Here is a 22,801-nt window from a genome sequence, read left to right as displayed (position 1 = left end):
AAGCCAGGAAAAAGAAAAATGAAGAAGACCGTACGTATCAGTTTCGAAGGCAAGAGCTACGATGTAGAAGTTGAAGTTCTTGATTCCAATGTTGCCGTTGCTCCCGCTGCCGCTCCGGCTGCTGCTCCCGCACCGGTTGCCGCTCCTGCTCCCGCTGCTGCACCTGCTGTCGCTGGTGGCACCGAAGTTAAGAGCCCCCTCGCTGGTTCTGTGTTCAAGCTGAAGGTCAAGGTTGGCGACAAGGTCGAAGCTAACCAGGAAGTTGCAATCATCGAAGCTCTCAAGATGGAAAACCCGGTTGTCGCTCCTTGCGCAGGTACCGTGAACTCTGTTTCCGTTAAGGAAACCGACACCGTCGTTGATGGCCAGACTCTCCTCACCATCGCTTAATTTAGCCTACTGAGGTACATATAAATGAGTTCAATCCTTAACTCCGTTGTCCAGTTCGCTGGCGACACTGGCTTTGCCTACATCACGCCGTCTATGATCGTGATGTGGATTGTCAGCTTCGTCCTGATGTACTTGGCAATCGTGAAAAAGTTCGAACCGCTGCTGCTCTTGCCGATCGCACTGGGCGCTCTTGCGGTGAACATCCCCACCAAGGGATTCTATGATGGTGGCTGGAGCATCGAGGGCATGTTTGTCCCGACTGAAGGCCTCTATTACTACATCAGCCAGGGTATCCATCTGGAACTCTTCCCGCCCATCATCTTCCTGGGCGTGGGTGCCATGACTGACTTTGGACCGCTGATTGCAAATCCGCGTACCCTCCTCCTGGGTGGTGGTGCTCAGTTCGGCGTCTTCGCAACCATGTTCTGCGCCGTTGCTTTCGGTGGCTTTACTCTGGGCGAAGCAGCTTCCATCGGTATTATCGGTGGTGCTGACGGTCCGACCTCTATCTTTACCGCCAACAAGCTGGCTAAGCACCTCATCGGCCCCATCGCCGTGGCTGCTTACACCTACATGGCTCTGGTGCCGCTGATTCAGCCGCCCATCATGCGCCTCATGACCAACGATGCAGAACGCAAGATCCGCATGAAGTCTCTCCGCAAGGTCTCCAAGGCCGAACGTATTGCCTTCGCCGTCATGGTTATGATCGTCTGCATCCTGGTTGTGCCCGATGCATCTGCACTGATCATCATGCTTATGCTTGGTAACATCTTCAAGGAATCTGGCGTTGTTGATCGTCTCGTCAAGACCGGTCAGAACGAACTCATGAACATCGTGACCATCTTCCTTGGTACTTCTGTGGGCCTCACCATGTCTGCCGACATCTTCCTGCGCCCCCAGACCCTCATGATCATCGCTATGGGCGTGGTTGCCTTCGGCTTCTCTACTGCCGCAGGCCTCTTCCTCGCAAAGATCATGAACAAACTTTCTCCCAAGAATCCGGTGAACCCGCTCATTGGTTCCGCAGGCGTTTCTGCAGTTCCCATGGCTGCCCGCGTTTCTCAGGTTGAAGGTGCCAAGTACGATCCGCAGAACTTCCTGCTGATGCACGCTATGGGCCCCAACGTGGCTGGCGTGATCGGTACCGCAGTTTGCGCTGGTTACATGATTAGCCGCTTGAGCTAAGTCATCCTGGAGCTGTCATCCTGGAGCGTAGCGATAGGATCAGACAGGATCAGACAGGATCCAAGAAGACCTCGGTGATGAACCGAGGTCTTCCTTTTTTTGTACAATGTCATTTTTCTGCCACTTGCTCCAATTTATATGTGTTTGTATATTAGAAGGACAAGTCAATATGGAACTCACAACTGTAGCAATCAAGGTCCCGGAATCAATGCATGATTTCATCACGGAAAACCAGTGCCGTGACGAGTTGGTGCGTAATGCCTTGATTTTATACCCTTACATTAAAGATTTGACTATTTCCCACGGCCGTGCTGCTGAAATTTTAGGAATACCAAAGGAAAGGCTAATTGCTCTCTATGGAGATATGGGAATTCCGTATATCGATGGTGATGCGAATATGCTGAACGAAGAATTGGCGACCTACGATGCAGTGCGGAGGAAAGGGTAATGCTCGTTGTATCCGATACCACTCCGTTAATATCTTTCCTGAAAATCAATCGCTTGGATATGTTGCAGCAGTTGTTTGAAACTGTTGTTATACCGCATGCCGTTTATCGCGAATTGACCTGCAATGAAGACTTCGTTGACGAAATTCAGCAGATAAGGGAAAAGTCTTTTATTCTTGTGGATGAATCTATTGCTGTGGATGCTGTAAACCAGTTGCAATTGGAAACGGGACTTGAATATGTGGATGTAAAAAATCGTGGAATAGCCTAGTTGGGGCTAACTCCATGGGCAGTCAATGGCCGCCATCTAAGAAAATCGCTGCGCCTGCGACGGATCAAAAGCCGCGTCCGCGAACGTTGGTAAGAATATACAAAAAACGAGGTTGCATAATTTGTCAGGAATGATTATTTTTTTTGTCTGTTAGGAATATAGGAGAATGATATGAAGACAATTGCGATGCTAATTGCAATGACGTTCCTTGTCGCAGCTTGCAATGATGAAGAACGTAAGGCATTGACCCATAACCATCCTGAAACCTCAAGAATTCAAGATTCGCAAATCCTGACGGGTCCGAATGAATTGCATCTCCAAAGACCGTTGGAAACGCAAGAGCGTTTTTTAAATGCTGCTCCTCCTAAGCCCATTACAAAAGGTGCCTACGATTTTAGCGAATGTAAGGAGAAGTATGGTTCCGGCACGAAGGAATTCCGTAAATGCGTTCAGGCGAAATATCCTAACATGAAATTCGTAGAGTAAAGGGCTGGAGTGGTGAAAAGATAATTTTGTTGGCTTGTTTGTTTTGGCTTAACACGTCGTTACTTGCTGATTGCATTGTTTATGAAAATAGAGCTTATGCAGAGAAGGCGGCAGAGACGTTTTGGAAACAAGTAGAGTGGAAACTTCAGTCGCTTTTTGATGCTCAAAATGCAATTGATTACAATGATAGCCAAGGCCATTTGAGCTATCCTAGTGTTCAGGATACTGTGAATAAATACCACGATATGCAAATTGATAGGTGTAAGTTATGATGAAAATTCGATGTTTAGGATTGGTTTTTACCGTTCTTTTCTTTTCTCATGCGATTGCCGAAAACAAGAACGGGCAAGTTGCTGAATTTTGTGCGAAAATCGGAACTGATAACTCGTATGAATTGTATTTGCTGAAAAATATTAGAATTCCTACGGACTCAAACTGGATTATTCCGGATTCTGTTGAAGTGGGTTGTTCTGACTGGTACTACAATTACTTTGTTGATGCCCCAGAGGATGAGAAAATGGATTCTCTGCTTAGAATGGGTTTTCATGCTTGTTTTGGGGGGCTTAAAGATGTTAAGAAAAAAACTGAATCTTTGAAAACAGAGCTAGTCAAAGGTTCTTCCTGTCTTTGTTATTATCTAAAAAATGCTAAAAAATCGTTGAAACCGTATTATGGAAAAGAATTAAAGGGAACGTGGTTTGCGGAACTCTACAATACAGAAGTGAAACTCTCCTCGGATTTTATGGCTGTCATAGTGGGAGAGTGCTCTGTTGAGCCGGAAACATTTGAATTTTGTGTGGAATCTAGGTCTGCGGATATGTATGGTCTTCACTTGGTGAGAGAGGGGGTTATAGAACCATACGCTTCTGATATGGGAGAAATTTATAAAACTAAATTTGTTCTTGATGCTCCCTCAGATTCTTCTGGTGATTTTCAGGCGCGTATTGTTGAGTCCTTTGATGCGCCATCATTATCTGATACTTCTTGTAGAAATTTAAAAATGTCTGCAATGGAAATAAGTCCTGTTGATCGTGATAGACTGCATTTTCATTTGAAAGATGCGTTGAATTCAATTGTCCGGTATTATTGGAAGCCCTTTAAGGGCATGTGGGAATTTAAATCGAATGGGGGTTCTTGTTTGTATCGTAAATCTTTTGATGCGGTTATTGTTGGCCCGTGTGCTAAAAATAGGGTTGTTGCTGAGTATTGTTTTGATAACAAACGTCACAGCCTAACGTTAAAGAAGGAACTTGACTACATTCCTCGACATGCTTTTCAGTCTGAAGGAAAATGTATTTATTGTGATGATAGTGTTAAAAGAAGGATTATGACAAAGATTGATTATGGGAAAGGATATGTCTCTGTTAAGGACGGGGTATTTGAAAGAAAAGGTGATGATTATTTACCTAAGGAATGGTTTTATTTGCCGAATAACGTCAAAAATATGAAATCACTTAATGACAAAATCTTGCCTGCTAAATTAGTCTTAGAGATTCAGGATGGGAAAAAATTTTTCAGTGAATCCTATGATTTTAGTATTCGGGTGAGTGGCCCCTGCGAAGAATAAAACGGAAGCTGAACTTTAGAAGTCGTGCCGTGCTTTTTTGTTGTCATGCCGGGCGCGATCCGGCATCTCCTTTATTATTTCTGTATCGTATTTTTGCTTAGAAATTTTCACGATACAAAATTTTCTTAATTCTTGTTAAAAATTTTGATATTCTGTGTTGCGAAATATTGATTTTTCTTTGTAACAAGGTAAATTTGGGGTCAAGGGAATAGGAGGTCCCAATGAAAAAAATTATTGAGTACACGGATTATCGCAGGTACATCGCTGATTACTATGCGGATCGCAAGGCGCGAAAGTCCTTTACATGGCGTGACTTTGCCAAGAGCGCGGGTTTTTCCTCGCCGGTCTATCTTAAGCTGGTTGCCGAGGGCAAGTACAACCTGAGCGAAGCCGCCGTTGAGCGAGTCGCAGAAGCCATGGGGCTCAGGGACTGGGAGGTGGATTACTTCAAGGTCCTGGTGAATCTGAACCATGCCAAGGATAACGAATCCAGAAGGACTCTTTTCAATGAGATGCTCGGTATCGCTGCGGCCCACAAGGCGACCGTTGTAGAAGGCGATTCCTTCCGTTATTTTAGCGACTGGAAGAATCCTGTAATCCGCGAATTGGCACCGGCCATGCCCGGCGCAAAGCCCTTGGAAATGGCCAAGGCCTGCATGCCTAAAATTACCGCGGCAGAGGTTTCCGAGGTTCTCGCCTTTTTGACAAAGTCGGGACTTCTCAAAAAGGAATCCGATGGCAGCTATCGTCAAACGGAGCAGTTCGTCACCACCGGCCCCATGGAAATCACGCCACTGGCTGTTCGTCAGTTGCACCGCCAGATGGGCGAGCTGGCCATAGATACCATCGAGAACGTGTCTCAAAAGGAACGGCATTTTTCTGGCCTTACCATGGGGCTTTCTGAAAAGTCCTACGAAAAGGTGGTGCAGAAAATCGCCGAGTTCAGAAAGAGTGTGGCAGACATCGTCATGGCTGACGATAAAATGGAAAGAGTCTATCGCTTGAACATGCAGCTCTTTCCCATGTCTCAAAAAATTTCAGGGGAAAAGAAATAGGAGGATTATCATGAAGAAGTTGTTCAAAAAGATAGGTGCAGGCTTTGCTGCCGCAAGTGGCGCAAGCTTGATGACTGCTGCAGTCGTAGCAATGATGGGCTGTACAGACAACGGCGGCAATGTGGCCAATGGAGTTTCAGAGGAAACAAGTGTTGCCTTGAAGGTACACATTGATGCTCTTGCTAGAATTGCCACGGAGGAAAATTCAAAGGTGGTTGAAGTTTCCGGTTTACCCTTTGTTCCTAAAACAGTGAAATACTGTAAGCTAGATGAAGTTTCATTTTCTGAAACGGAGTCTTGCAGAACACTTGACTTGGATAACGATTTTGACTTTGAATTAAACATTGACTTTCCTAAATGGAAATATGGTTTACTGACTGTGGCTGGAGAACTGAAAACTCATTCTACAAGCGAAGAAGTGAAATACCATGCCATTGTCGATGCAAACGATCTTTCGACCATAAATGTTAATGTCTTGACGGAATGGAAATATGCGGAAGTTCTTCGCCTTATTTCTCAAGGAGTAAGTGCTGTGCAAGCCTTAGATTCTGCGGAACAGGTCATTCTAAGGAAATTAGGCGTTTACGGAGAATATGAAAAATTTGAAAAAATGACTATCTCTGGAACGACCAGGTCGGATGCAGTCTTAATTGCGGCAAGTTATCTTGCCGAGACGACTAGGGAACTTGATCATTGTTCGTTTGATGAAAGTTGCCTTTTGAGGATGGCGATTTATGATTTTGACAATCAGTATTTGCTGAATGGAAGTTGTTTTGAAGAAGCCGGATTTGCTAGACCTTCCAAGGAAATGCTTCAGTTGGCAAGTAATTACGTGTCTAACTATATAGCTGTTTTGTTGGAACTCGGTCAATGTGACAACTTGAAAGAAGGCGAATTCCATGAAGTAGGCTGGTCTACCGCTGGCCCCGTATGGGGTGAGTTCGCCTCCAACACAATGTTGATGTGTCACGACGGGTTGTGGATCCGACAGATGAAGGAATATCCTCATACGGTAGGATTGATGACGGATGCTCGCGATGGACGTGTCTATAAAACGACATCTTTTATTGCGAATGGGGAAACGCAAACATGGATGTCGGAAAATTTGAAATATGCATTGAATGGAAAATCCAGGTGTCCTGAAAAAGATCCGAAAAAATGTGACGACGAGGGAAATCTTTATACCTGGCTTGAGGCGATGAATTTGGATACGACAGGCTATGTGCAGGAAGGGAATTTAGACTCCTTTTTGGGAGATTTGGCGGAGATGCTCGGTGATGATTACGCCTCAACTTATTTGCAGGAATGCGTTGAAAGTCGTTTGGATGAACTAGATAGCCTTGTAGCTTACCAAGCTTGTTCCTTGGCCGAGCTTCGGACTGATGAACTTCTTGAGACGATAGATGTTCAGAATCATCAAGGAATATGTCCCGATGGCTGGAGAATCCCGTCTAGAGAGGATTGGATGACTCTGCTGAACTTTGTTGGTTACCCAAGTGTTTATGGGGCTTGGCCGGATGTCGTGGAATTTGGGCTTGCGTCTTACGATGAATTCGTATTCATTCCTGAAAAAGAACCTAATGCTTCTGATGACAGAACCTTTATAGAAAATGATGGAAATAGAATAGGATTTGCATATCCTAGGGTATATGCCAACCATACGAATGAATTTGGTGTTCCTATGTCTGTCCGTTGCATCAAGAACTAACGCGTTTGGGGGTTCAGGGTTAGGAGGAGTCTTGGATATGAAGCGTAAGGACTACAATCCTCCTCGGATGAAAATGGTAAAGCTGAAGGCTCGCCCTCTGCTGTATTCCGGCAGCGGCCTGGACGCGCCCCCAGTAACGCAAGTCGGCTTCAACAGCCAACCCGAACTCCCCAAAGACTGTTAAGAAAGCAAGGCATCGCCTTGCTTTTTTGCATCCATCAGCAACCATCAGCATCCGGCAATCGCAGGGCGATTGCCCAGGGGGGGGGGGCAAGGGGGAGTATCTCCCCCTTGTATGAAACAGACTAAATGAAAGCGGAGTCTACAGTCAGCAATCGCAGGGTGATTGCCAGTGGGTTCCAAGGGGGCCTCGCCCTTGCATGAAAAAAAAGAAGACCTCGCATTTCTGCGAGGTCTTCTTTTATTCGGGTGGATGACCGGACTCGAACCGACAACATCCAGAATCACAATCTGGGACTCTAACCAATTGAGCTACATCCACCATGAATGTGGCCCAAATATAAAAAAGCTACCCCGAAATTCAAGGGTAGCTCCTAATTTTTTTTATAAAATCTGATTTTTTTGGCCCGCGGGCCCCAAAAAATTAGTCGTTCTTCATCTTGGCCATAATGCGCTGGAAATTGGCGCGCTTAAAGTCATTGCGGTGTTCTTCGCAGAAACGGGGGTAAATGTACTGCTTGGGGAACACGCGGATGCTAAAGGACTCGCCGCAGCCGTCGAGGCAGCACTTGAAGGTCAAGTCCATGGACTCGGTGTAGTTGTGGCGGAAGATGATGTTCTTGGATTCGATGTTTTCCACATCCTTCTTCTGCTTCTGGCGCTGCTTGATGTCGCGGTGCAATTCGCAGTACTTGGCGATCGGGTGACCCCAGAATTCGCGGCCGCAGCCGGGTTCCTGGCAGACTTTCAACTTGATGCGCTTCTTCTTTTTGTACTTGGGTAATTGCATAACAAACCTCGTTTAAGGGGAAAGATAGTAAAAAAAAGGCGGAAAAATGAACGTTTTGCGTTTTCGTGCGTGTATAAGTACATGCTATTCCTTAATTTGGAGGTCTGTTGATGAAAAAATATGGCTGGTTTGGTCTGTTTTGCGCAATTTTGACGTTTTTTGCCATGGTTTCCTGGGGCTGTCAATACGTGTCTGGGGGAGGGGCTGAAGAGGAGGTTGGCCGGGTGACTTTTTTGGATGTGGGCCAGGGGCTTTCGGTGCTGCTGGAATATGGAGGGCGTTACGCCCTATATGACAGCGGGCCGGATTCCGCAAATTTTATAGAAAAATTGAGGGACCACGGGGTGGATTCGTTAGACTGGGTTCTGCTGAGTCATAATCATCGGGATCATTTGGGCGGGCTGCTGGAACTGCTGGCAGATCCGTCTGGTCCGTCGCGCGATTTGTCGTCTGGTCCGTCGGACAATTCGTGGTCTGGTCCGTCGGACAATTCGCGGTCTGTTTCGTCGGACGGTCGCCGGGCCATTCCGGTGGGGCGCCTTATGGTAGGGCCGGATACCTCGGGAGGCATTCTGGTGGACAGCGTACTGCGCTCCGCCCGCCGGCGGGGCATTCCCATAGACACTTTACACCGCGGCGATCAAGTGTCGTTGGGCAAGGTGCTGCTGACGGTGCTCTGGCCGGTGGAATATCTGCAGGTGGGCGAAAACGGGGCCAGCGTCGTTTTGCGGGGCCGCCTTGTCGATGATGGCTCCGGGGAGTCTGCTGGGAACGTCGGGGTGTCCGCCGGCGGTACTGACGAAGGCTCGTTTCTGCTGACGGGTGATCTGGATTCGCTGGGGGAGTGCCGCCTGCTGGAGGTGACCTCGGATGTGTCGGCGGATCTTTTGCAGGTGGGGCACCACGGTTCCGTCCACAGTTCCACCTTGCGATTTTTGAGCGGGGTGTCGCCCCGGTATGCGGTTATTAGCGTGGGGGCCCGCAATAGTTACGGCCACCCCGCGGAACCTGTCCTGCGAAAGCTGCAATACGTGCTGGGCTCCGCGGCGATCTCCAATTCCGCGACTCCCTCCGCAGACGCGACAATCTCCGCGGCCGATACCGCGACGTCCCCCGACTCCGCGGATGCGGAAATTTCTGCGACAACTTCAAACTCCGCAGACGTAACGAATCTTTTCCGCACCGACCGGGAGGGCGATGTTACTTTCATGCTGGTGCCTGGCGTAGGCGTTGTACCATAGTCCCCGCGACTCTGCAACCGCCACTCCCGCGACTCTGCAACCGCCGCTCCCACGACTCTGCAACCGCCGCTCCCGCAACCTTGAGAATGTGTTTTTTTTCGGATTTTACTAACCAAATGGCCTTTTTACGAGCGCTTGGTTAGTAGTTTTGTGGATAAATTAACTGTTTTTGTGGCGAAATTAAACGTTGTTGCGGGATATATGGCCTTTTTTGAGGTTTGTGGGTGGTAAAAATCCCCAATTTGCTTGTTTTGCTTGCGAACAAACTAAATATTTACTAACCGAAAGCCCTTTTTCCTTCATTTGGTTAGTACTTTCCCCAAAAAATGCCTTTTTGAAAAGCCTTTTCGCGTTTATCGTAAAAATCCTACGCGGGCCTGGAAGTGGCATTTGGCCTTGAGAGGGTTTTTCTTCATTTCTTCGGCGTTCATGCCAAAGAGTACGGCGTGGTGCTTGGAATCCCTGAAGCGGACGATGTCGACCTTTTCGTCAAGGGGAATCTGATGGATGTAATTCATCTGGATGGAACGGATGCCGCGGTCCTTGACTTCTTCGCGGGTCAAGGCGTCCAGAACCCAGTCCACATAACGGCAGTGGTTGACGTGATGGTTGATGTCCAGGTCGGTGTTGCGGCCCTGAACCTGGTCCACAACCTTGGGGAACAATCCCATAGAAAGGATGTCCAGCTTGGAGGGCAGAGCTTCGCGGCCTTCTTCGATGGGCAGGGGGAAGGGGCTGGTAGATGGGGGGACTGCCTTGCCGGTTTTCAAGTCCACCAGCAGCCAGGAGGAGGTGCCTTCGACCAGGATGTTGCCGCGGCCATCGCAGACCCTGTAATCCTTGTATATTACTTTGTCCTTGTAGTTCTCCTTGGCCCAGGTGCTGACCAGCAGTTCTTCGCCTAAAACGGGAGTGTGGTTCAGGCGCAACTTCATGCGGGTCACGACGCAGCCGTAGCCGGCCTTCATCATGTTCCATAAGCCATAGCCCTTGCGTTCGGCATCTGACAAGGCGGCTTCTTCGGTAAACTGAAACAGCCTAGAAAGTTTGAGGCGATTGTGTTCATCGCAGTCCGAAAAGCGTACGGTAAATTTCAGCTCGGTGATTTCGTCGGTGTCGTCTTCGTCGGAGTTTGGGGCGGTGCGGGTGGCGTTTGCCATGAGCTCCGGGCTGATGGGGGTTACGGCGATGGACGAGGCGTCAAACCCCTGGGATTTTTTCGCGGCGGTACCTGCGACTTCGACGGCACCATCTGCTGTGTTTGCGGTACCGGCCTGCTTTTTTTTACCAAATAGCTTTTCAAAAATCATTAAATCCTCGCAGTGTGACGTCGCTCTCGTTAGACCCTTAAATGCTTGCAACATCACAGAAAAATTCCTTCACAATTTATAAATTTGTGCCCATGGTAGAAGCATTTTCTCGTCCCAGTTCGTTACAGTTGCCGGCACTCAGTTCTTACAATGGTGAAGTTCGAGTCCCCGGATCCAAGAGTATTACAAACCGTGTTTTCCTTATTTCGGCATTGGCCCGCGGAACCACAAAGCTGCATAACCTTTTGCGCAGCGATGATACCCGCTACATGGGCGAGGCCCTCAAGGAACTTGGCATCAAGATCGAAATGTCCGACGACTATACCGAAGCCACTGTGGTGGGCAACGGTGGTCCTATGGATGCCCCCGAAAATGTAGATGGCGATTATGTGGCAGACCTTTATTTGGGTAATGCCGGTACCGCCATGCGCTCCCTCTGTGCGGCCCTTACCTTGGGCAAGGGCGAATTCCACCTGAGTGGTGAGCAGCGCATGAAGGAACGCCCCATCCGCGACCTGGTGGATGCCCTGGGCAGCCTTGGCGCCGACATCACCTACATGGAAACGGTTGGATTCCCGCCGGTATGCATCCGCTCCAACGGCCTGAAGAGCGGTTCCGTAAGTGTTCGCGGCAATATTTCTAGCCAGTATTTGACCGCCCTTCTGATTTGCGCCCCCTACGCCATTGGCGAAGAAGGTTCCGAACTCCACATTCATGTAGAAGGTCAGCTGATTTCTGCCCCCTACATCCTGTTGACTCTGGATGTGATGAAGCATTTCGGCATCGAAGTGCGTCACGATGGCCTGACTGATTTTTACGTTCCCAAGGGCGTTTATGTAAGCCCCGGTGACTACATGGTGGAAGGCGATGCCAGTTCTGCCAGCTACCCGCTTGCCGCCGCCGCTATCGCCAAGGGCAAGTGCCGCGTTCTGGGCGTGGGCAGCGAATGCCGCCAGGGTGACGTGGCCTTTGTGGAAGTGCTCAAGAAGATGGGTGCTAAGATTACCATGGGCCCCGACTGGGTGGAATGCGAAGGCGCTCCGTTGCATGCCTGCGATATGAACCTGAACGACATTCCCGATGCCGCCATGACCGTTGCCGTGCTGGCCCTGTTTGCCGACGGCCCCATGACCATTAGCGGTATTGCCAGCTGGCGTGTTAAGGAAACCGACCGTATCGCCGCCATGGCTGCCGAACTTCGCAAGGTTGGCGCCCAGGTGGTAGAAACCAACGATTCCATTACCGTGACCCCGCCGGCCAAGCTCAACGAGAACGTAGCTATCGAAACTTACAACGACCACCGTATGGCCATGTGCTTTAGCCTGGTGGCCCTGGGTGGTGTGCCGGTGAAGATTATGGACCCGGCCTGCGTGAACAAGACTTATCCTAAGTACTTCGAGGATTTCAAGAAGTTGGCTAAGTAATTCGGTGTGTTTGGATTAGAAAAAGTGAATAAGATCTTTGGATTATTTCTGCTGGTTGTTTTCTCGGTAGCGGCTTTTGCCGATCCCGAGCTGCATGCGGTGCCTGCCAAGGATACTCTGTCTCTGTGGGTTATGGACGACGGTGTCAATTCAGGGTTTGCCCTGCAGAAGATTACCCGTAAGTATTCCCAGCAGACAAAGAAGCCTGTAAAGGTTCGCTTCCTGAATTGGGGCGAGGCTTTTGACGAATTGCAGCGCGTGTTTGCTATGGACTCTTCTGAGGTGGAAGCTTCTGGTGCCGAAGTCCCTGACGTTGTGCAGTTGGGCTCCAGCTGGGTTCCCTACTTTGCCGATGCTGGTATGATTTCCTCCATTGATTCCCTTCTGGATGTTGTGGACTCCACACGCTTCTATAGCGAGGCTATGAAGGCGACTCACGTTGGACGTGGCAAGGAAACTTACGCCCTGCCATGGTTCCTGGATGTGCGCGGCTTGTTCGTGAATGAACGTCTGTGGCTTTCTATGGGCTTTAACGATGAAGATGTAGAGAACTTCCCTGAATTCTATGGAACATTGCGTTCCGTGGCCAAGGCTCAGCTTAAGAATGGTTACGGTCGTCCTGTGACAGCTTTTGAATTTGGTGTACGCGAAGACTGGACGGCTCAACAGCAGATGGCTCCGATCCTGTGGAGTTTTGGTGGTGACCTGGTGGTGGAATGCGAGGTCCACGAGAACGATTCCTCTAGATTCTCTGGCTATCGCAGCGCCCTGGTGGATTCTGCTTCCCTGGTAGGTTTGCGTCATTATCTCAAGTTTGTCCGCGACCAGGAAATTTCTCCTAACGGTCTTCGCGAAAATTCCAGTCAGATTGCCGACCGCTTTGTCCGTTCCGAAATGCTCATGATTCACGGGACCTCCGAAATCATCCGCAAGATGGAATTCGGTAGTGATGTGGGAGGCCTTATGGAAAGTCCCCTGGCTAAAGATGGCATTGCTGTCATCCCTTCTCCTAAGGGACCTGCCGGTCGCTTTACCTTCGTGGGCGGAAGTCATCTGGCTCTCCCGAAGCTTCTGTCTTACAGGTCTGCCCAACGTCAGAAGGAGGCTGCGGATTTGTTCCTGTTCCTGCTCCGCGCCGACAACGTGGACCAGTATTCCCGCCAGATCGGTTTCTTGCCGGCAGACCGCAGCCTGATCCACCTGTGGGCTCAGGACTCCCGCTATTACCAGTTGATTAATGGTCTCGAAAAGGATGGCCGCAGCTTCATTAACATTCCTGAATGGCGTGAAGTTGAAGTGGTCATGAACAATATGGTGGGCCGCATTGCCAAGTCCCTGGCAGACACCAGCAGTGATGAGTCCGATGAAATTCCTCGAGTGGTTCTTGCCGCACACGAACAGATTGATAGCCTGCTCCGCCACGAAAGCGGCCTAGACCGAGATTCCTTATGGGCTTGTATCCGCCTGGCGTTGATGCAACCTGTAGAAGAACATGAAAATGAAATCCGCGAAGAACCTCAGGAAACAGAACGTCCCCTGTTTGTCGTGTTAGTTGCTGCCGCGGCTCTTGTCCTTGTTGTTGTCGTTATTGTTGTTGTCTTGCGCCGCAAGCGTTGATGCCTGTACGGTTCCCTGAATATGAAGCTTTTCTCTAGCCTTAAGAATTTTTCGATGGCCCGCAAGATGACGGCGCTCTCGATGTTCCTTTGTGTAAACGCCCTTGCCGGTTTTGACCTGGCCCCTTTCCAGTCTTATGTGGATTCTGTTGTGCCGGGTTCCCGTTTCGGTCTTTCGATCCGTTCTGTGAAATCCGGTGTGGAACTGGGTCAGATTCGCGGCTCCGAAAAGTTTACTCCGGCAAGTACATTAAAGACTTTGACTACGGCTACGGCCCTGCATTTTCTGCCTCTGGATTATGAACCCAAGACCGAGATTTCTCTGTTGGGCAGTATCCAGAAGAACAAGGGTATGGATGGCTATGACCTGAAGCCGGTTTTCGTAGGAACCGTAAATGTTCGTGGAGAAGGGGATCCAAATTTTTCGGGACGCTATTATGCGGATCCCTTTGACGCCCTGTATGCCATGGCTGATTCTATCAAGAGCCTTGGGATTGATACTATCCGCGGAAACTTGAATTTGGATACCAGTTATTACACTGGCCCCTGGAAGGCTGAGCATTGGCGCAAGAATTTTTATGATGCCTGGTACGGTGCAGAAATCGCTCCCCTGAACTTTAATGACAACTGCACCATGATCCGCTTTAAGCCCGGTGCAAAACCTGGTGATCGTGCTATTGCCGAAATCGTTCCCGATGTAGGTTATGTGGTTCTCAAGAATGAACTGCAGACGGTTAAGGGGCGTTCCAAGAGATGGACATGGGCTCTGGATCCGGTAAAACCCGAGATAGTCCTTGGCGGTACCATTGGCACTAGCGTTGATTCCAATCAGCTGGTTCTTCCTGTGCGAAATCCGGTGGCTTATTTTAGGGCAGCCCTGATGCACGCCTTCAAGGAAAAGGGCCTCAGCTACGTTCCCGATAGCACGGTTACTCCCGGTATCGAGATCAAGAAATTCACCTTTAGCGCCGCTCCACTGTTGAGTATCCTTGACGAAATCAATCAGCGCAGCCAGAACTTCCACGCCGAAGCCTTGTTCCGCAATCTTGGCGCACAGATGGCTGGGGAAGGAAGCGTCGAAGGCGGCAAGGCTATGGAACGCAAGTTCCTTGCCGAAATGGGAATAGACTCTACCCACTTTGAAGTGTGGGACGGTTGCGGACTTTCTCCCAAGAACAAATTGCTGCCCTCTACAGAAACTTTGTTGCTGACAAAGATGGCTCGTCATCCCAAGGGCAGTTATTATATCAACAGTTTTGCTGGCCCTGGCGCTGGTACAGGTAGCAAGCGTCAGCTGGATAATCCCTATCCTTGGCTTACCCGCTTCAAGACAGGATTCATTGGTGAAGCCCATGCCTTGGTGGGTTATGTGTTCCCCATGGATGGCGATACTCTGGCCCTGGCCATGTACCTGAATGATACCGGTAAGAACCCCGATGCCAAATTGAAAGATGTGTTGGATACTCTGTGGACCCGCATTGTCATGCAGACCAACGACAGTTACGCCTCCCTCATGGAAATGAAATCTTTGTGGTTGTCAGCCAGACACATCAAACCTTTCCATGAACGTCTGGATTACTTCTCCAAGGCTATGATCGGTAAGCCCTACTTGCTGGCCGCTATGGGCGAAAGCTATCTGGATACCATCGAGAATAAACCCTTGGTGAACATGGATTCCGTGAACTGTGTAACTTATCTGGAACATGCCTTGGCTATGGCAAGGGCCGCGGATGAAGATTCAATTTTCAATACCCTTCAGCGTATTCGCTACTACAAGGGCATTATTGATTTCGCTCATCGCAAACATTACATGATTGTTGACTGGGTGAATGGCAGCAAGTATGCCAGGGTTCTGCCTCTGCCTGGCGATACCATTATTCAGCGCACCATGCCCAAAAAGGAATTCTTTAAGGCGAAGGGCATTACCCGTAAGAGGGACGACGAACCCACAGACCTTCGTTACCTGCCTTATGACAAGGCTATGGTTCTGATGTCTCGTGCCTACGAGGGTCCCTTTACTGTGGTTGGAATTGCCTTTGTGGCCAAGTCCGAAAAGATCGACGTGACCCACACCGGATTCGTTGTGTTGCGTCCCGGTCAGTTGCCGCAGCTGCGCCACGCCTCTTCCTTGCAGAAGCAGGTGGTGGAAGTTCCCCTTACAGATTATCTTGAAAGTCGCCGCGGAAAGCTTCCTGGCATAGTTCTCTTCGAATTTATTCCGCAGTAGTTTCGGTTGCCTTTTCGTAGCTGGTCAGGTTGATCTCTTCGTTGGCGAAGAGGCCGCGCTGGGCCATCAGTTCTTTCTGCAGCCTCTTGGCTCCAGGGAGGAATGTGGCTACGGTAATGCCGCCTGATGCAAGGGCCCCGATAAAGGGAATTGCCTTGCTGACGGCCTGGGCAAATCCCTTCTTGGTTAGCTTAATTCCCAGCATCTTTGCAATGGGTTTTGCCATCTGGAAAATGGCAGTCTTGGTCAGCGCCTTCTTGGGGAGCTGTTCCAGGGCCTGCTTGGCCAGCTTTTGCGCCAGGGAGTGGATGGCCTGGGATGCCGACCCTGCGCCCATGACCGTTCCCACGAAAATGGTCATCATGTCGAGGGCCACGTCAGAAAGTTCGCCGCTGTCGTTGTCAACCATATTGGGGAATCCATACAGGTAGGCCAACTTCTGCGAGAGTACCAGCACATGAAAATAGTACTGTGAAAGGTCGGCGGGAATAGTGCCCAGCATGGCGATGCCGCCGGGGATTCCTGCAACAGCCGAGGCGGATGTGACGGCGATGGTGTGGTTACGGATGCATGCCGTTGCAACGCGATCGATCACGTCTTCGTTGACAATGGCGTAAGGACGTTTCGAAGGGATCATGTCCAGCTGTTCCTGGGTGCAGTAAAGCTTGAGTTCCTTGGTCAGGTACTCGTTCCTGTCGACCCTGATTCCAGGGAGACTTGCTGTTTTCTGCAAAAATCCATTCCAAATTGCGACGGCGTCGGCCATTGAATCCTCCGAGTTAATTCACTAGAGAATAATAACTATGTGAACGCACATTTTGAACGTCTAACGGTAAAATAAATGATAAGAGTGTTTTAGAACACTATAAAACACCTTTAAAAGGCGGGGGGGAGAAAAAATCCGTTAAAAATCGAAGGCCAGAATGGCCACCATCTCGTGGAGGGGGCTTTCTTCGCTGTCGTTTTTGGTGGCGCCGGATTCAAAGGCAGTCCATGCATCGGGGGCCCAACCGTAGGCATTCATGGTCAGTTCCTTGCCCATGGCAATTTCGGCGTTCTCGATTTCTTGCCATTGGATTTTGCCTGCGGGGGCCTTGTAGTACCTGAGCATGCCCAGTGCTTCCATGGATTCGGGGTAGTCATCTACCAGCTGGTAAACGCAATCCTTGTAGGATTCGCCCTTCAGACGGATCACGCGGTATAGCCTTTTGCGGCCCAGGAATTTTGTCAGGTCCGCCTGATTTACCATCACCTTGGCGCTGCCTCCGAAAAAGAAGGCCAACTCCCGAAATACTTCGGAAGATTCGTCCATAAGGGGCGAAAGTTTCTTGATGAGGGCTGTGGCGTCGTTGATGCTCATATCACAAGGATAGAAAAAATCCGCTCGCCGGATTTGAAATGCAGCGAGCGGACTTTGATTTGGAGGAGTAGACTTGTTTTGTATTAGTAATCGCAGTGGACTCTGAAAGAACCGGATTTCAAGATGAAGGCGATTGCGGAGCCGGATGCGTTCTCGTTGGAACTTGCGTTGAAGAATCTGCTGTAGTTTACGTTTCCGTAAAGGGTGTTGGAAATCGTGCTGTAGTTCACTTCTGCGGATGTCTTGCTCGTGACCCACATGCCTTCGCTTTCTTCGTTCTGGGCCCTGAATGTTACAAAGGAACGACCAACCTTGTTGCACATGTAGGTCAGGTAGTAAGTGCCGGGGCGGGTGAAGGTATATCCGGTCATGTTGTCCAGAATATAGCCGCAAGCCACTTCCTTTACCGTATTGTCGGAGTTCTTCAGGGTCACCCTCGTCTGACCTTCGTATTCGTAGGGGGCCAGGGCACTCATGCCGTCGGCAGAGGTGGATTCCACACCATCCCAGGTATAGCTGGTAATGGGGGCGTAGGACTGGCAACCGCTCAGTTTCCAGGCGCGATGGGTATCGGTGGTGTTTTCGGTATCTTCGGTACAGGCACAGTTTCTGATCTGGGATGCCTTTACCTCTACATAACCGCCGCATCTTTCGTAACCATTTCCGTTGATGGAAAGCTTGGAGTAGAACGTTCCGATGGTGTCGTAGAACACGTTGGCGGTTACAATACCGTCGTTGCCGGTAGCATCATAAGAGGCCATGGTGGCACCGGGGAACTTCCATTCGTAAACGGAATTGAGAATGTCTACGATAGAGGAAGTTTCGTTGGCGTCGAACTGGAACTTGACGGAATCTCCATGGTATATAGTTGTCATACAACCAACGCATCCAGGATAGTATGCTCCGCAGTATCCGCTTACGACTCCCGGTTCCACGCTGTAGCTGTAGGCGGGCTGGGGGTTCACCGTCACTTGGGCAGCGCTACTGGTGGGAGCCTTGGAACTGGAGGAAACATATACGATGACCGGTTCGTAGGTGATGCTGGTCTGGGTTCCGTTGGTGTAGTTGTTATAGATGGTGGCTTTGATCATGCTGGTATCGGTACCGCAAACAACGGTAAGGGTGGAGTCCGAGGAATTCAGGATGCGACACCCAACGCCATCCGTTCCGTTGACTCCATCTTGGCCATCCCTGCCATCCTTACCGTCTTTGCCGTCGGCACCGTTTGTGCCGTCCTTCCCATTTACACCATCTTTACCATCGGCGCCGTCTTTACCGTCAACGCCATCCTTGCCATCTACGCCGTCGCGGCCGTTCAGACCGTCTTTACCGTCAACGCCATCCTTACCATCTACGCCATTTGCGCCATCAAGGCCGTCGCGACCATTGTAGACCGCCACCACGGAGGTGTCGCAAATGACGTAGATGCCGGAGCCATCGGGAATAGGAGTGGTCTGGCAGGAGGTGCCGTCCTTACCGGCTTTGCCGTCCGCCCCATCTTTACCATCCTTCCCGTTCAGGATTACTCCGGACTTGTTGCCGCAAGTCACTGTGTAGCCGAGGTTGCTCTCGAGCTCCATCAGGTCGCAGCCCGCCAACTCCTGATTGCCGGTATTTGTTCCAGACGTATTCACCTGGCTGTTAGTCAACACTCCGACTAGGGTTCCATTGCAAATGACATGGATGCCGCTAGACACACTAACCATGGAACAGGTGGGAACGCTCTGGACATTGGTTGCGGTCGAGCCGGAGACTGTGCCCGATGCCGTAACGTTTGCCGTAATCTCGCCGTTGGCGTTAACTGCCTGTTCTGCGTTGATCAAGTCTTCGTTAGAACAGGCTGCAAGGAGCATGGCCGAAGGCAATGCTGCCATCAGCACTTTTCGTGATGTTAAAATTGGGAAAATCATGAAAGGCTCCCTGTCAAAAGTATGCTATGTAATATATGCTGACATAAAGCCCTTTATAATGGAAAAGTCCCAAAGCCCTATTCTCAAGTGGAACAGTAGCTGTAAAAAATGAAAGGTTTACTTGACACCGCTCACACTCAAAACGATAATGCTTTTGAGGTGCGTGTATGTCTGAAAGCTTTCGCCGGTTTAAGTTCGGGTCAAAGAATCTCTATGGCGTCTGGAGACTTTTGAGGGGCGTGGGTATCGTACAAGGCTGTCTACCTGGAGAAGACATAATGAGCGTCGGTTTCTACAGCGAGGTTGTAGGACATCATACGAAGCGAAACATTGAACGCCTCGTAAGTCAACTGGTTGATTTTCGTCTAGGTATGGCGCACCTGTACAATATTCAACAAGAAATCAAGGGCGATTGGAATGGCTTTATGGAGTATCGCTTTTCGGAAAAGTGGAAGCGCAAGCGAACTGCAAGCTATGGGGACCTTCTCAAGGTCGTTGCCCCCCATGAACGAGGTCAGCGGTTTGTACGAGATTTTCCGGAATATGAACGCATCTCGTTTCTAGAATTTAACGATTCCTTTTTATTTCCGGGAATCCAGTCTTCTGATTATTGGGCGGAACATAAGGCGGGGCGAATTGACGGTTATACTTTGGGTGATTCAGAAACCTTTTCTGCCTATGGTATTTTCCATCGCTTGATGGAGACGGCTGCGTACCTGCCTAATTGCCCTATGGCAAAAATCTTGTACCCTAGGACCTATAGTTTCCTGTGTGGTCAGGAAATCAAGTCGACCAGTCGGTTTAGACTCAAGTTTGTAGCGACTTGTAACGACACCTCTCCGCGGGGCCTGCTAAAAATGGCCCGTCATTTTGTGGAACACTACTATGCAGATACTGGAGATTCCCGCATAAAAGTTGAACATGATTTAGATACGGTACAAGTGTCTGATGTCTGTTTCTATTCCTGTGATCCATATGAAGGAAATCCTGCAGATGAAAATGACTTTTGGGGTGACTTTGTCAATTATTTTGAGTGGGATTACGATGCCGACGGTAATATTACCTTTGTTGAATTCGTCTGCTCTGTTGAAAGTCGTGGTTACCTGGTAGGCGGAACCGAACTTTCCAATGATTTAAGTCGATATAAAGGCGGGGTATATATGGACTTTTCGAAGGCGGATGTTTTTCAGTTTTTTCGCGATCTGTTTGAACATCCTCTTGAACTTTGTGTGAGTGACTGTTTCCTGATGACCGTTCCGACCCTAGAGGAATATAGGGATTTCAAGTACAAGCAGTACTTTGGTGACGTATGGTGTCTTGAAAATATGCTGAGATGTTTCTGTGATTTTGGGACAATAAATGAGTGGAATCTACTTTCGCCCTTGCTTAAGATCATGCAGGCCGGTGCGCCTAAAAATTGCCACCTGAAAATTGATTATCGGGGATGGCATAGCCCCGGTGTTTTGAGTTCTCCTGGGGATTATGAGACGTTCTTTGAAACAGTGGATTCCTGGATCCATATTTTGCAATCTCTTTTGGATAATTGGGATCTTGTTCGCTCCAGCAAGGAACTTGCGAAAAAAATCACAGATGTGGTATCGCTAGATCCCTTGATGTATACGGATTCCGACGTCGAAGAGGTTGTAATATACGCTAACGGTCTGATTGAATAAAAAGTTTTTATCTTTTTTGCAATCATCGTTATTGCGTATTATTATGAGTGCTCGTATAAAGTTTACTGTTCTCTTTTTGCTTTGCCTGGTGGTAAATTCCTTTGCAACCTATGTGGCTGTTCTGGAGACAATGTCTAGTTCGGGTGCTCTTGGCCTGTCCGAAAGAATGTACCTGACCGATAAGCTCCGCGAAATTGCCAGTCGTACCTTGCCTGCCTATATGGATTACACCATCATGACTCGCGAGAACATCAACGCCATGCTGCCTCCGGGTAAGACGATTGAGGAATGTGAAGGTTCGTGCCTGGCTGAAACTGGCCGAAATATTGCCGCTGACTTTATTGCCCAGGGGCGTATCGGAATGTTCGGTCAGCAGTTGACCTTGACTGTGGAACTCTACGAAACCGCATCCAATAAACTGGTGGGGAGCTTTACCGCCCGTAAGCCCGATGCGGAGGGCCTCATCGAAGATATCGAAGAAAAGGCCCCAGAACTTTTTGAACTGGTGAAGGGCGGACCCGCAGGTGTGCCGGCTTCCAAAGCCGACGATTTTCGTAGCTATGTGGTGGATGTGCAAACGGATCCGGTTGGTGCCTTGCTCAGTGTAGATGGAAAGCCTCAGGGGTCCTGTAAGAATACTCCCTGTAACGTGTATTTGACTCCCGGACGTCATCGATTCCTTTTTGTTAGTGAAAATTATAAGGATCTGGATACGGTCGTCGATGTAAGGCAGGATAATCAGAAATTGTGGGCTTCTATGGAGGCTAACTTCGGCACGATTACGGTGGCTCCTGTGTTTACGGATAATTACGAGGCTGCAGGCCATTTACGGGTGACTGTAAATGGCAAGACTCAGAGCGGCTCCAAGTTTAGATTGGCTCCCGGCAATTACAAGATTGCAGTTTCTCATCGCTGTTACGAAACGCGTGAATCTACGGTGAACGTGTCTAACGGAAGTAAGCTGAAGTTTAGCAAGGCTCTAGATGTGGCCATGGCTGATATTACTATCGAGTCTGCTGAAAATGGAAATTGGGATGATCCGGAGCCTGTGTACGTGAATGGGGTTCAAGTGGGTGTAACTCCTTATACGGGGCAGGTTCCCGTTTGCGCCAAGATCCAGATGGGCGTACGCAAGGAGACCATGGTTACTGACCTTAAACCGGGCCAGAAGAACCGCTATGTGTACAAACCCTCAAAATACTCGTCTGTTTACGGAAAAGAAGACTACCAGGCTTCTCACCTGGACGCACCGGTAAAGGCTTCGACCTTTGATGGATCGGGTATGCCCAAGGATACAATCGGTCGTGAAACCAAGTTGTTCTTTAACGTTTCTTTTGGTGGATTGCTTTATACAAGCAACGGAGAGGAGCGTTCTGACACGGATTTTAAATTTGGCTTAGGTTTTGAATATGACCTGGCCACCAGCCGCCGCTTTGTTTTTGGCCTCGGATTAGGCATGTCTTTTGAAACGCAGAATATTCAATACGATATCTACAATAGCAACAGCTCCTATTATGGCGACTACTATTATTATAGCGACTATGTTAGCTATAGTGATGATGTGCAACTGATAAACATTGATGCCTTCTGTGTGCTGGGCGTGGGTTGGGCAGGTTTTAAATTCTTTGCGAGGGCCGGCTTAAGCTTTAATGTAAGTATGGAATATGGAGGCATGTTGGATCTAGAGACAGTCCCTGCGGTGGGCATGTTTGAATTGGGTTTCAGGTTTGCAAGGAACCATGAATTCTATGTGGGTGTTAGTGGAGGTATGCTTGAAGACACTGCCCAGAACCTTACTTCCGACAACAGCATATTTTTTGGCTACCGCTACGCTCCTACCGTGGGTAGAAAGGCCTTTTAGGCCGCAATCCATCCTTGGCTGAATTTGACAAAATGGTCCCGTGTACACGATATAATGGTGTATGCGGGATCTTTTTCACATTAATGATTATATCAGGTTGA

At 49.2% G+C, this 22,801-nt stretch carries 20 protein-coding genes and 1 tRNA gene; 15 read left to right on the top strand and 6 right to left on the bottom strand.

What is annotated here, in order from left to right:
- Nucleotides 1–18 precede the first annotated feature (18 nt).
- The 9 genes from BUB94_RS08525 to BUB94_RS16755 all read left to right on the top strand — a co-directional run bounded on the left by BUB94_RS08525 (nt 19) and on the right by BUB94_RS16755 (nt 7,292).
- Nucleotides 19–390: an acyl-CoA carboxylase biotin carboxyl carrier protein subunit gene (locus BUB94_RS08525; protein ID WP_073159797.1), complete on the top strand. Its 372-nt coding sequence runs from the start codon at nt 19–21 to the stop codon at nt 388–390.
- A gap of 24 nt (nt 391–414) precedes the next feature.
- Entirely contained in the window at nt 415–1,575 is a 1,161-nt protein-coding gene (locus tag BUB94_RS08520) for a sodium ion-translocating decarboxylase subunit beta (RefSeq protein WP_073159799.1), read from the top strand.
- A 169-nt stretch (nt 1,576–1,744) separates the two neighbouring features.
- Nucleotides 1,745–2,023: a hypothetical protein gene (locus tag BUB94_RS08515; RefSeq protein WP_073235981.1), complete on the top strand. Its 279-nt coding sequence runs from the start codon at nt 1,745–1,747 to the stop codon at nt 2,021–2,023.
- The gene (locus tag BUB94_RS08510) at nt 2,023–2,292 is read left to right on the top strand and encodes a PIN domain-containing protein (protein WP_073159803.1); all 270 of its coding nucleotides are present in this window, start codon (nt 2,023–2,025) and stop codon (nt 2,290–2,292) included. Before BUB94_RS08515 ends, BUB94_RS08510 begins: the two co-directional genes overlap by 1 nt.
- Nucleotides 2,293–2,463: 171 nt before the next feature.
- Nucleotides 2,464–2,778, top strand: coding sequence for a hypothetical protein (locus tag BUB94_RS08505; RefSeq protein ID WP_073159805.1), 315 nt, complete (start codon nt 2,464–2,466; stop codon nt 2,776–2,778).
- Nucleotides 2,779–3,046: 268 nt separating this feature from the next.
- Nucleotides 3,047–4,345, top strand: a complete 1,299-nt coding sequence (locus tag BUB94_RS08495) for a hypothetical protein (RefSeq protein ID WP_073235975.1) — start codon at nt 3,047–3,049, stop codon at nt 4,343–4,345.
- A gap of 221 nt (nt 4,346–4,566) precedes the next feature.
- Nucleotides 4,567–5,400: a TIGR02147 family protein gene (locus tag BUB94_RS08490; protein ID WP_073235973.1), complete on the top strand. Its 834-nt coding sequence runs from the start codon at nt 4,567–4,569 to the stop codon at nt 5,398–5,400.
- Between the two features lie 10 nt (nt 5,401–5,410).
- Nucleotides 5,411–7,108 carry an FISUMP domain-containing protein gene (locus BUB94_RS08485; RefSeq protein WP_073235970.1) on the top strand — a complete coding sequence of 566 codons (1,698 nt, stop codon included), beginning with the start codon at nt 5,411–5,413 and terminating at the stop codon, nt 7,106–7,108.
- Nucleotides 7,109–7,145: 37 nt separating this feature from the next.
- Nucleotides 7,146–7,292, top strand: coding sequence for a hypothetical protein (locus BUB94_RS16755; RefSeq protein ID WP_175547666.1), 147 nt, complete (start codon nt 7,146–7,148; stop codon nt 7,290–7,292).
- Between the two features lie 244 nt (nt 7,293–7,536).
- On the opposite strand, the gene BUB94_RS08480 is transcribed toward BUB94_RS16755, so the two are convergent.
- Nucleotides 7,537–7,610, bottom strand: a tRNA-His gene (locus tag BUB94_RS08480).
- A gap of 102 nt (nt 7,611–7,712) precedes the next feature.
- On the bottom strand, nt 7,713–8,078 hold the full coding sequence (locus tag BUB94_RS08475) for a hypothetical protein (protein ID WP_073159815.1): 366 nt from the start codon (nt 8,076–8,078) through the stop codon (nt 7,713–7,715).
- Nucleotides 8,079–8,188: 110 nt separating this feature from the next.
- On the opposite strand from BUB94_RS08475, the gene BUB94_RS08470 reads away from it, so the two are divergent.
- Nucleotides 8,189–9,319, top strand: coding sequence for a ComEC/Rec2 family competence protein (locus BUB94_RS08470; RefSeq protein WP_073159817.1), 1,131 nt, complete (start codon nt 8,189–8,191; stop codon nt 9,317–9,319).
- A 353-nt stretch (nt 9,320–9,672) separates the two neighbouring features.
- On the opposite strand, the gene BUB94_RS08465 is transcribed toward BUB94_RS08470, so the two are convergent.
- The gene (locus tag BUB94_RS08465; RefSeq protein ID WP_249269379.1) at nt 9,673–10,629 is read right to left on the bottom strand and encodes an acyl-[acyl-carrier-protein] thioesterase; all 957 of its coding nucleotides are present in this window, start codon (nt 10,627–10,629) and stop codon (nt 9,673–9,675) included.
- A gap of 92 nt (nt 10,630–10,721) precedes the next feature.
- Here BUB94_RS08465 and aroA point away from each other — a divergent pair, with 92 nt between their 5' ends.
- Genes aroA through dacB form a run of 3 tightly spaced genes read left to right on the top strand, consistent with a single transcriptional unit; the run spans nt 10,722 to nt 15,896 of the window.
- A complete protein-coding gene (gene aroA / locus BUB94_RS08460) occupies nt 10,722–12,053 on the top strand; it encodes a 3-phosphoshikimate 1-carboxyvinyltransferase (RefSeq protein ID WP_073159818.1) in 1,332 nt (443 codons plus the stop codon).
- 24 nt (nt 12,054–12,077) lie between these two features.
- A complete protein-coding gene (locus BUB94_RS08455; protein ID WP_073235968.1) occupies nt 12,078–13,670 on the top strand; it encodes an extracellular solute-binding protein in 1,593 nt (530 codons plus the stop codon).
- Between the two features lie 21 nt (nt 13,671–13,691).
- Nucleotides 13,692–15,896, top strand: a complete 2,205-nt coding sequence (gene dacB / locus BUB94_RS08450) for a D-alanyl-D-alanine carboxypeptidase/D-alanyl-D-alanine endopeptidase (RefSeq protein ID WP_083538189.1) — start codon at nt 13,692–13,694, stop codon at nt 15,894–15,896.
- Here the strand turns inward: dacB and BUB94_RS08445 are convergent.
- The 3 genes from BUB94_RS08445 to BUB94_RS08435 all read right to left on the bottom strand — a co-directional run bounded on the left by BUB94_RS08445 (nt 15,883) and on the right by BUB94_RS08435 (nt 19,130).
- Nucleotides 15,883–16,662 (bottom strand): hypothetical protein, encoded by a 780-nt coding sequence (locus BUB94_RS08445; protein WP_073235962.1) that lies wholly within the window; start codon nt 16,660–16,662, stop codon nt 15,883–15,885. The two genes, dacB and BUB94_RS08445, sit on opposite strands and share 14 nt — an antisense overlap.
- A 138-nt stretch (nt 16,663–16,800) precedes the next feature.
- On the bottom strand, nt 16,801–17,256 hold the full coding sequence (locus BUB94_RS08440) for a hypothetical protein (protein WP_073235959.1): 456 nt from the start codon (nt 17,254–17,256) through the stop codon (nt 16,801–16,803).
- A gap of 83 nt (nt 17,257–17,339) precedes the next feature.
- On the bottom strand, nt 17,340–19,130 hold the full coding sequence (locus tag BUB94_RS08435; protein WP_217653116.1) for a collagen-like domain-containing protein: 1,791 nt from the start codon (nt 19,128–19,130) through the stop codon (nt 17,340–17,342).
- Nucleotides 19,131–19,333: 203 nt separating this feature from the next.
- Here BUB94_RS08435 and BUB94_RS08430 point away from each other — a divergent pair, with 203 nt between their 5' ends.
- Nucleotides 19,334–20,839: a hypothetical protein gene (locus BUB94_RS08430; RefSeq protein ID WP_073235952.1), complete on the top strand. Its 1,506-nt coding sequence runs from the start codon at nt 19,334–19,336 to the stop codon at nt 20,837–20,839.
- Between the two features lie 43 nt (nt 20,840–20,882).
- Nucleotides 20,883–22,700, top strand: coding sequence for a PEGA domain-containing protein (locus tag BUB94_RS08425; RefSeq protein ID WP_139260173.1), 1,818 nt, complete (start codon nt 20,883–20,885; stop codon nt 22,698–22,700).
- Nucleotides 22,701–22,801 lie beyond the last annotated feature (101 nt).

This window comes from Fibrobacter sp. UWH9, from assembly GCF_900129715.1.
Classification (GTDB): domain Bacteria; phylum Fibrobacterota; class Fibrobacteria; order Fibrobacterales; family Fibrobacteraceae; genus Fibrobacter.
Note: the sequence above shows the minus strand (reverse complement) of the source record. Positions and strands in the feature narration are given on the sequence as shown.

Excerpts from the sequence above, each read along its gene's own strand:
- BUB94_RS08425 (WP_139260173.1), top strand. The coding sequence starts at position 20,883 with ATGAGTGCTCGTATAAAGTTTACTGTTCTCTTTTTGCTTTGCCTGGTG.
- BUB94_RS08440 (WP_073235959.1), bottom strand. The coding sequence starts at position 17,256 with ATGAGCATCAACGACGCCACAGCCCTCATCAAGAAACTTTCGCCCCTT.
- BUB94_RS08485 (WP_073235970.1), top strand. The coding sequence starts at position 5,411 with ATGAAGAAGTTGTTCAAAAAGATAGGTGCAGGCTTTGCTGCCGCAAGT.
- BUB94_RS08475 (WP_073159815.1), bottom strand. The coding sequence starts at position 8,078 with ATGCAATTACCCAAGTACAAAAAGAAGAAGCGCATCAAGTTGAAAGTC.
- aroA (WP_073159818.1), top strand. The coding sequence starts at position 10,722 with ATGGTAGAAGCATTTTCTCGTCCCAGTTCGTTACAGTTGCCGGCACTC.
- BUB94_RS16755 (WP_175547666.1), top strand. The coding sequence starts at position 7,146 with ATGAAGCGTAAGGACTACAATCCTCCTCGGATGAAAATGGTAAAGCTG.
- BUB94_RS08465 (WP_249269379.1), bottom strand. The coding sequence starts at position 10,629 with ATGATTTTTGAAAAGCTATTTGGTAAAAAAAAGCAGGCCGGTACCGCA.
- BUB94_RS08470 (WP_073159817.1), top strand. The coding sequence starts at position 8,189 with ATGAAAAAATATGGCTGGTTTGGTCTGTTTTGCGCAATTTTGACGTTT.
- BUB94_RS08510 (WP_073159803.1), top strand. The coding sequence starts at position 2,023 with ATGCTCGTTGTATCCGATACCACTCCGTTAATATCTTTCCTGAAAATC.
- BUB94_RS08520 (WP_073159799.1), top strand. The coding sequence starts at position 415 with ATGAGTTCAATCCTTAACTCCGTTGTCCAGTTCGCTGGCGACACTGGC.
- BUB94_RS08505 (WP_073159805.1), top strand. The coding sequence starts at position 2,464 with ATGAAGACAATTGCGATGCTAATTGCAATGACGTTCCTTGTCGCAGCT.
- BUB94_RS08495 (WP_073235975.1), top strand. The coding sequence starts at position 3,047 with ATGATGAAAATTCGATGTTTAGGATTGGTTTTTACCGTTCTTTTCTTT.
- BUB94_RS08515 (WP_073235981.1), top strand. The coding sequence starts at position 1,745 with ATGGAACTCACAACTGTAGCAATCAAGGTCCCGGAATCAATGCATGAT.
- BUB94_RS08490 (WP_073235973.1), top strand. The coding sequence starts at position 4,567 with ATGAAAAAAATTATTGAGTACACGGATTATCGCAGGTACATCGCTGAT.
- BUB94_RS08430 (WP_073235952.1), top strand. The coding sequence starts at position 19,334 with ATGTCTGAAAGCTTTCGCCGGTTTAAGTTCGGGTCAAAGAATCTCTAT.
- dacB (WP_083538189.1), top strand. The coding sequence starts at position 13,692 with ATGAAGCTTTTCTCTAGCCTTAAGAATTTTTCGATGGCCCGCAAGATG.
- BUB94_RS08435 (WP_217653116.1), bottom strand. The coding sequence starts at position 19,130 with ATGGCAGCATTGCCTTCGGCCATGCTCCTTGCAGCCTGTTCTAACGAA.
- BUB94_RS08445 (WP_073235962.1), bottom strand. The coding sequence starts at position 16,662 with ATGGCCGACGCCGTCGCAATTTGGAATGGATTTTTGCAGAAAACAGCA.
- BUB94_RS08525 (WP_073159797.1), top strand. The coding sequence starts at position 19 with ATGAAGAAGACCGTACGTATCAGTTTCGAAGGCAAGAGCTACGATGTA.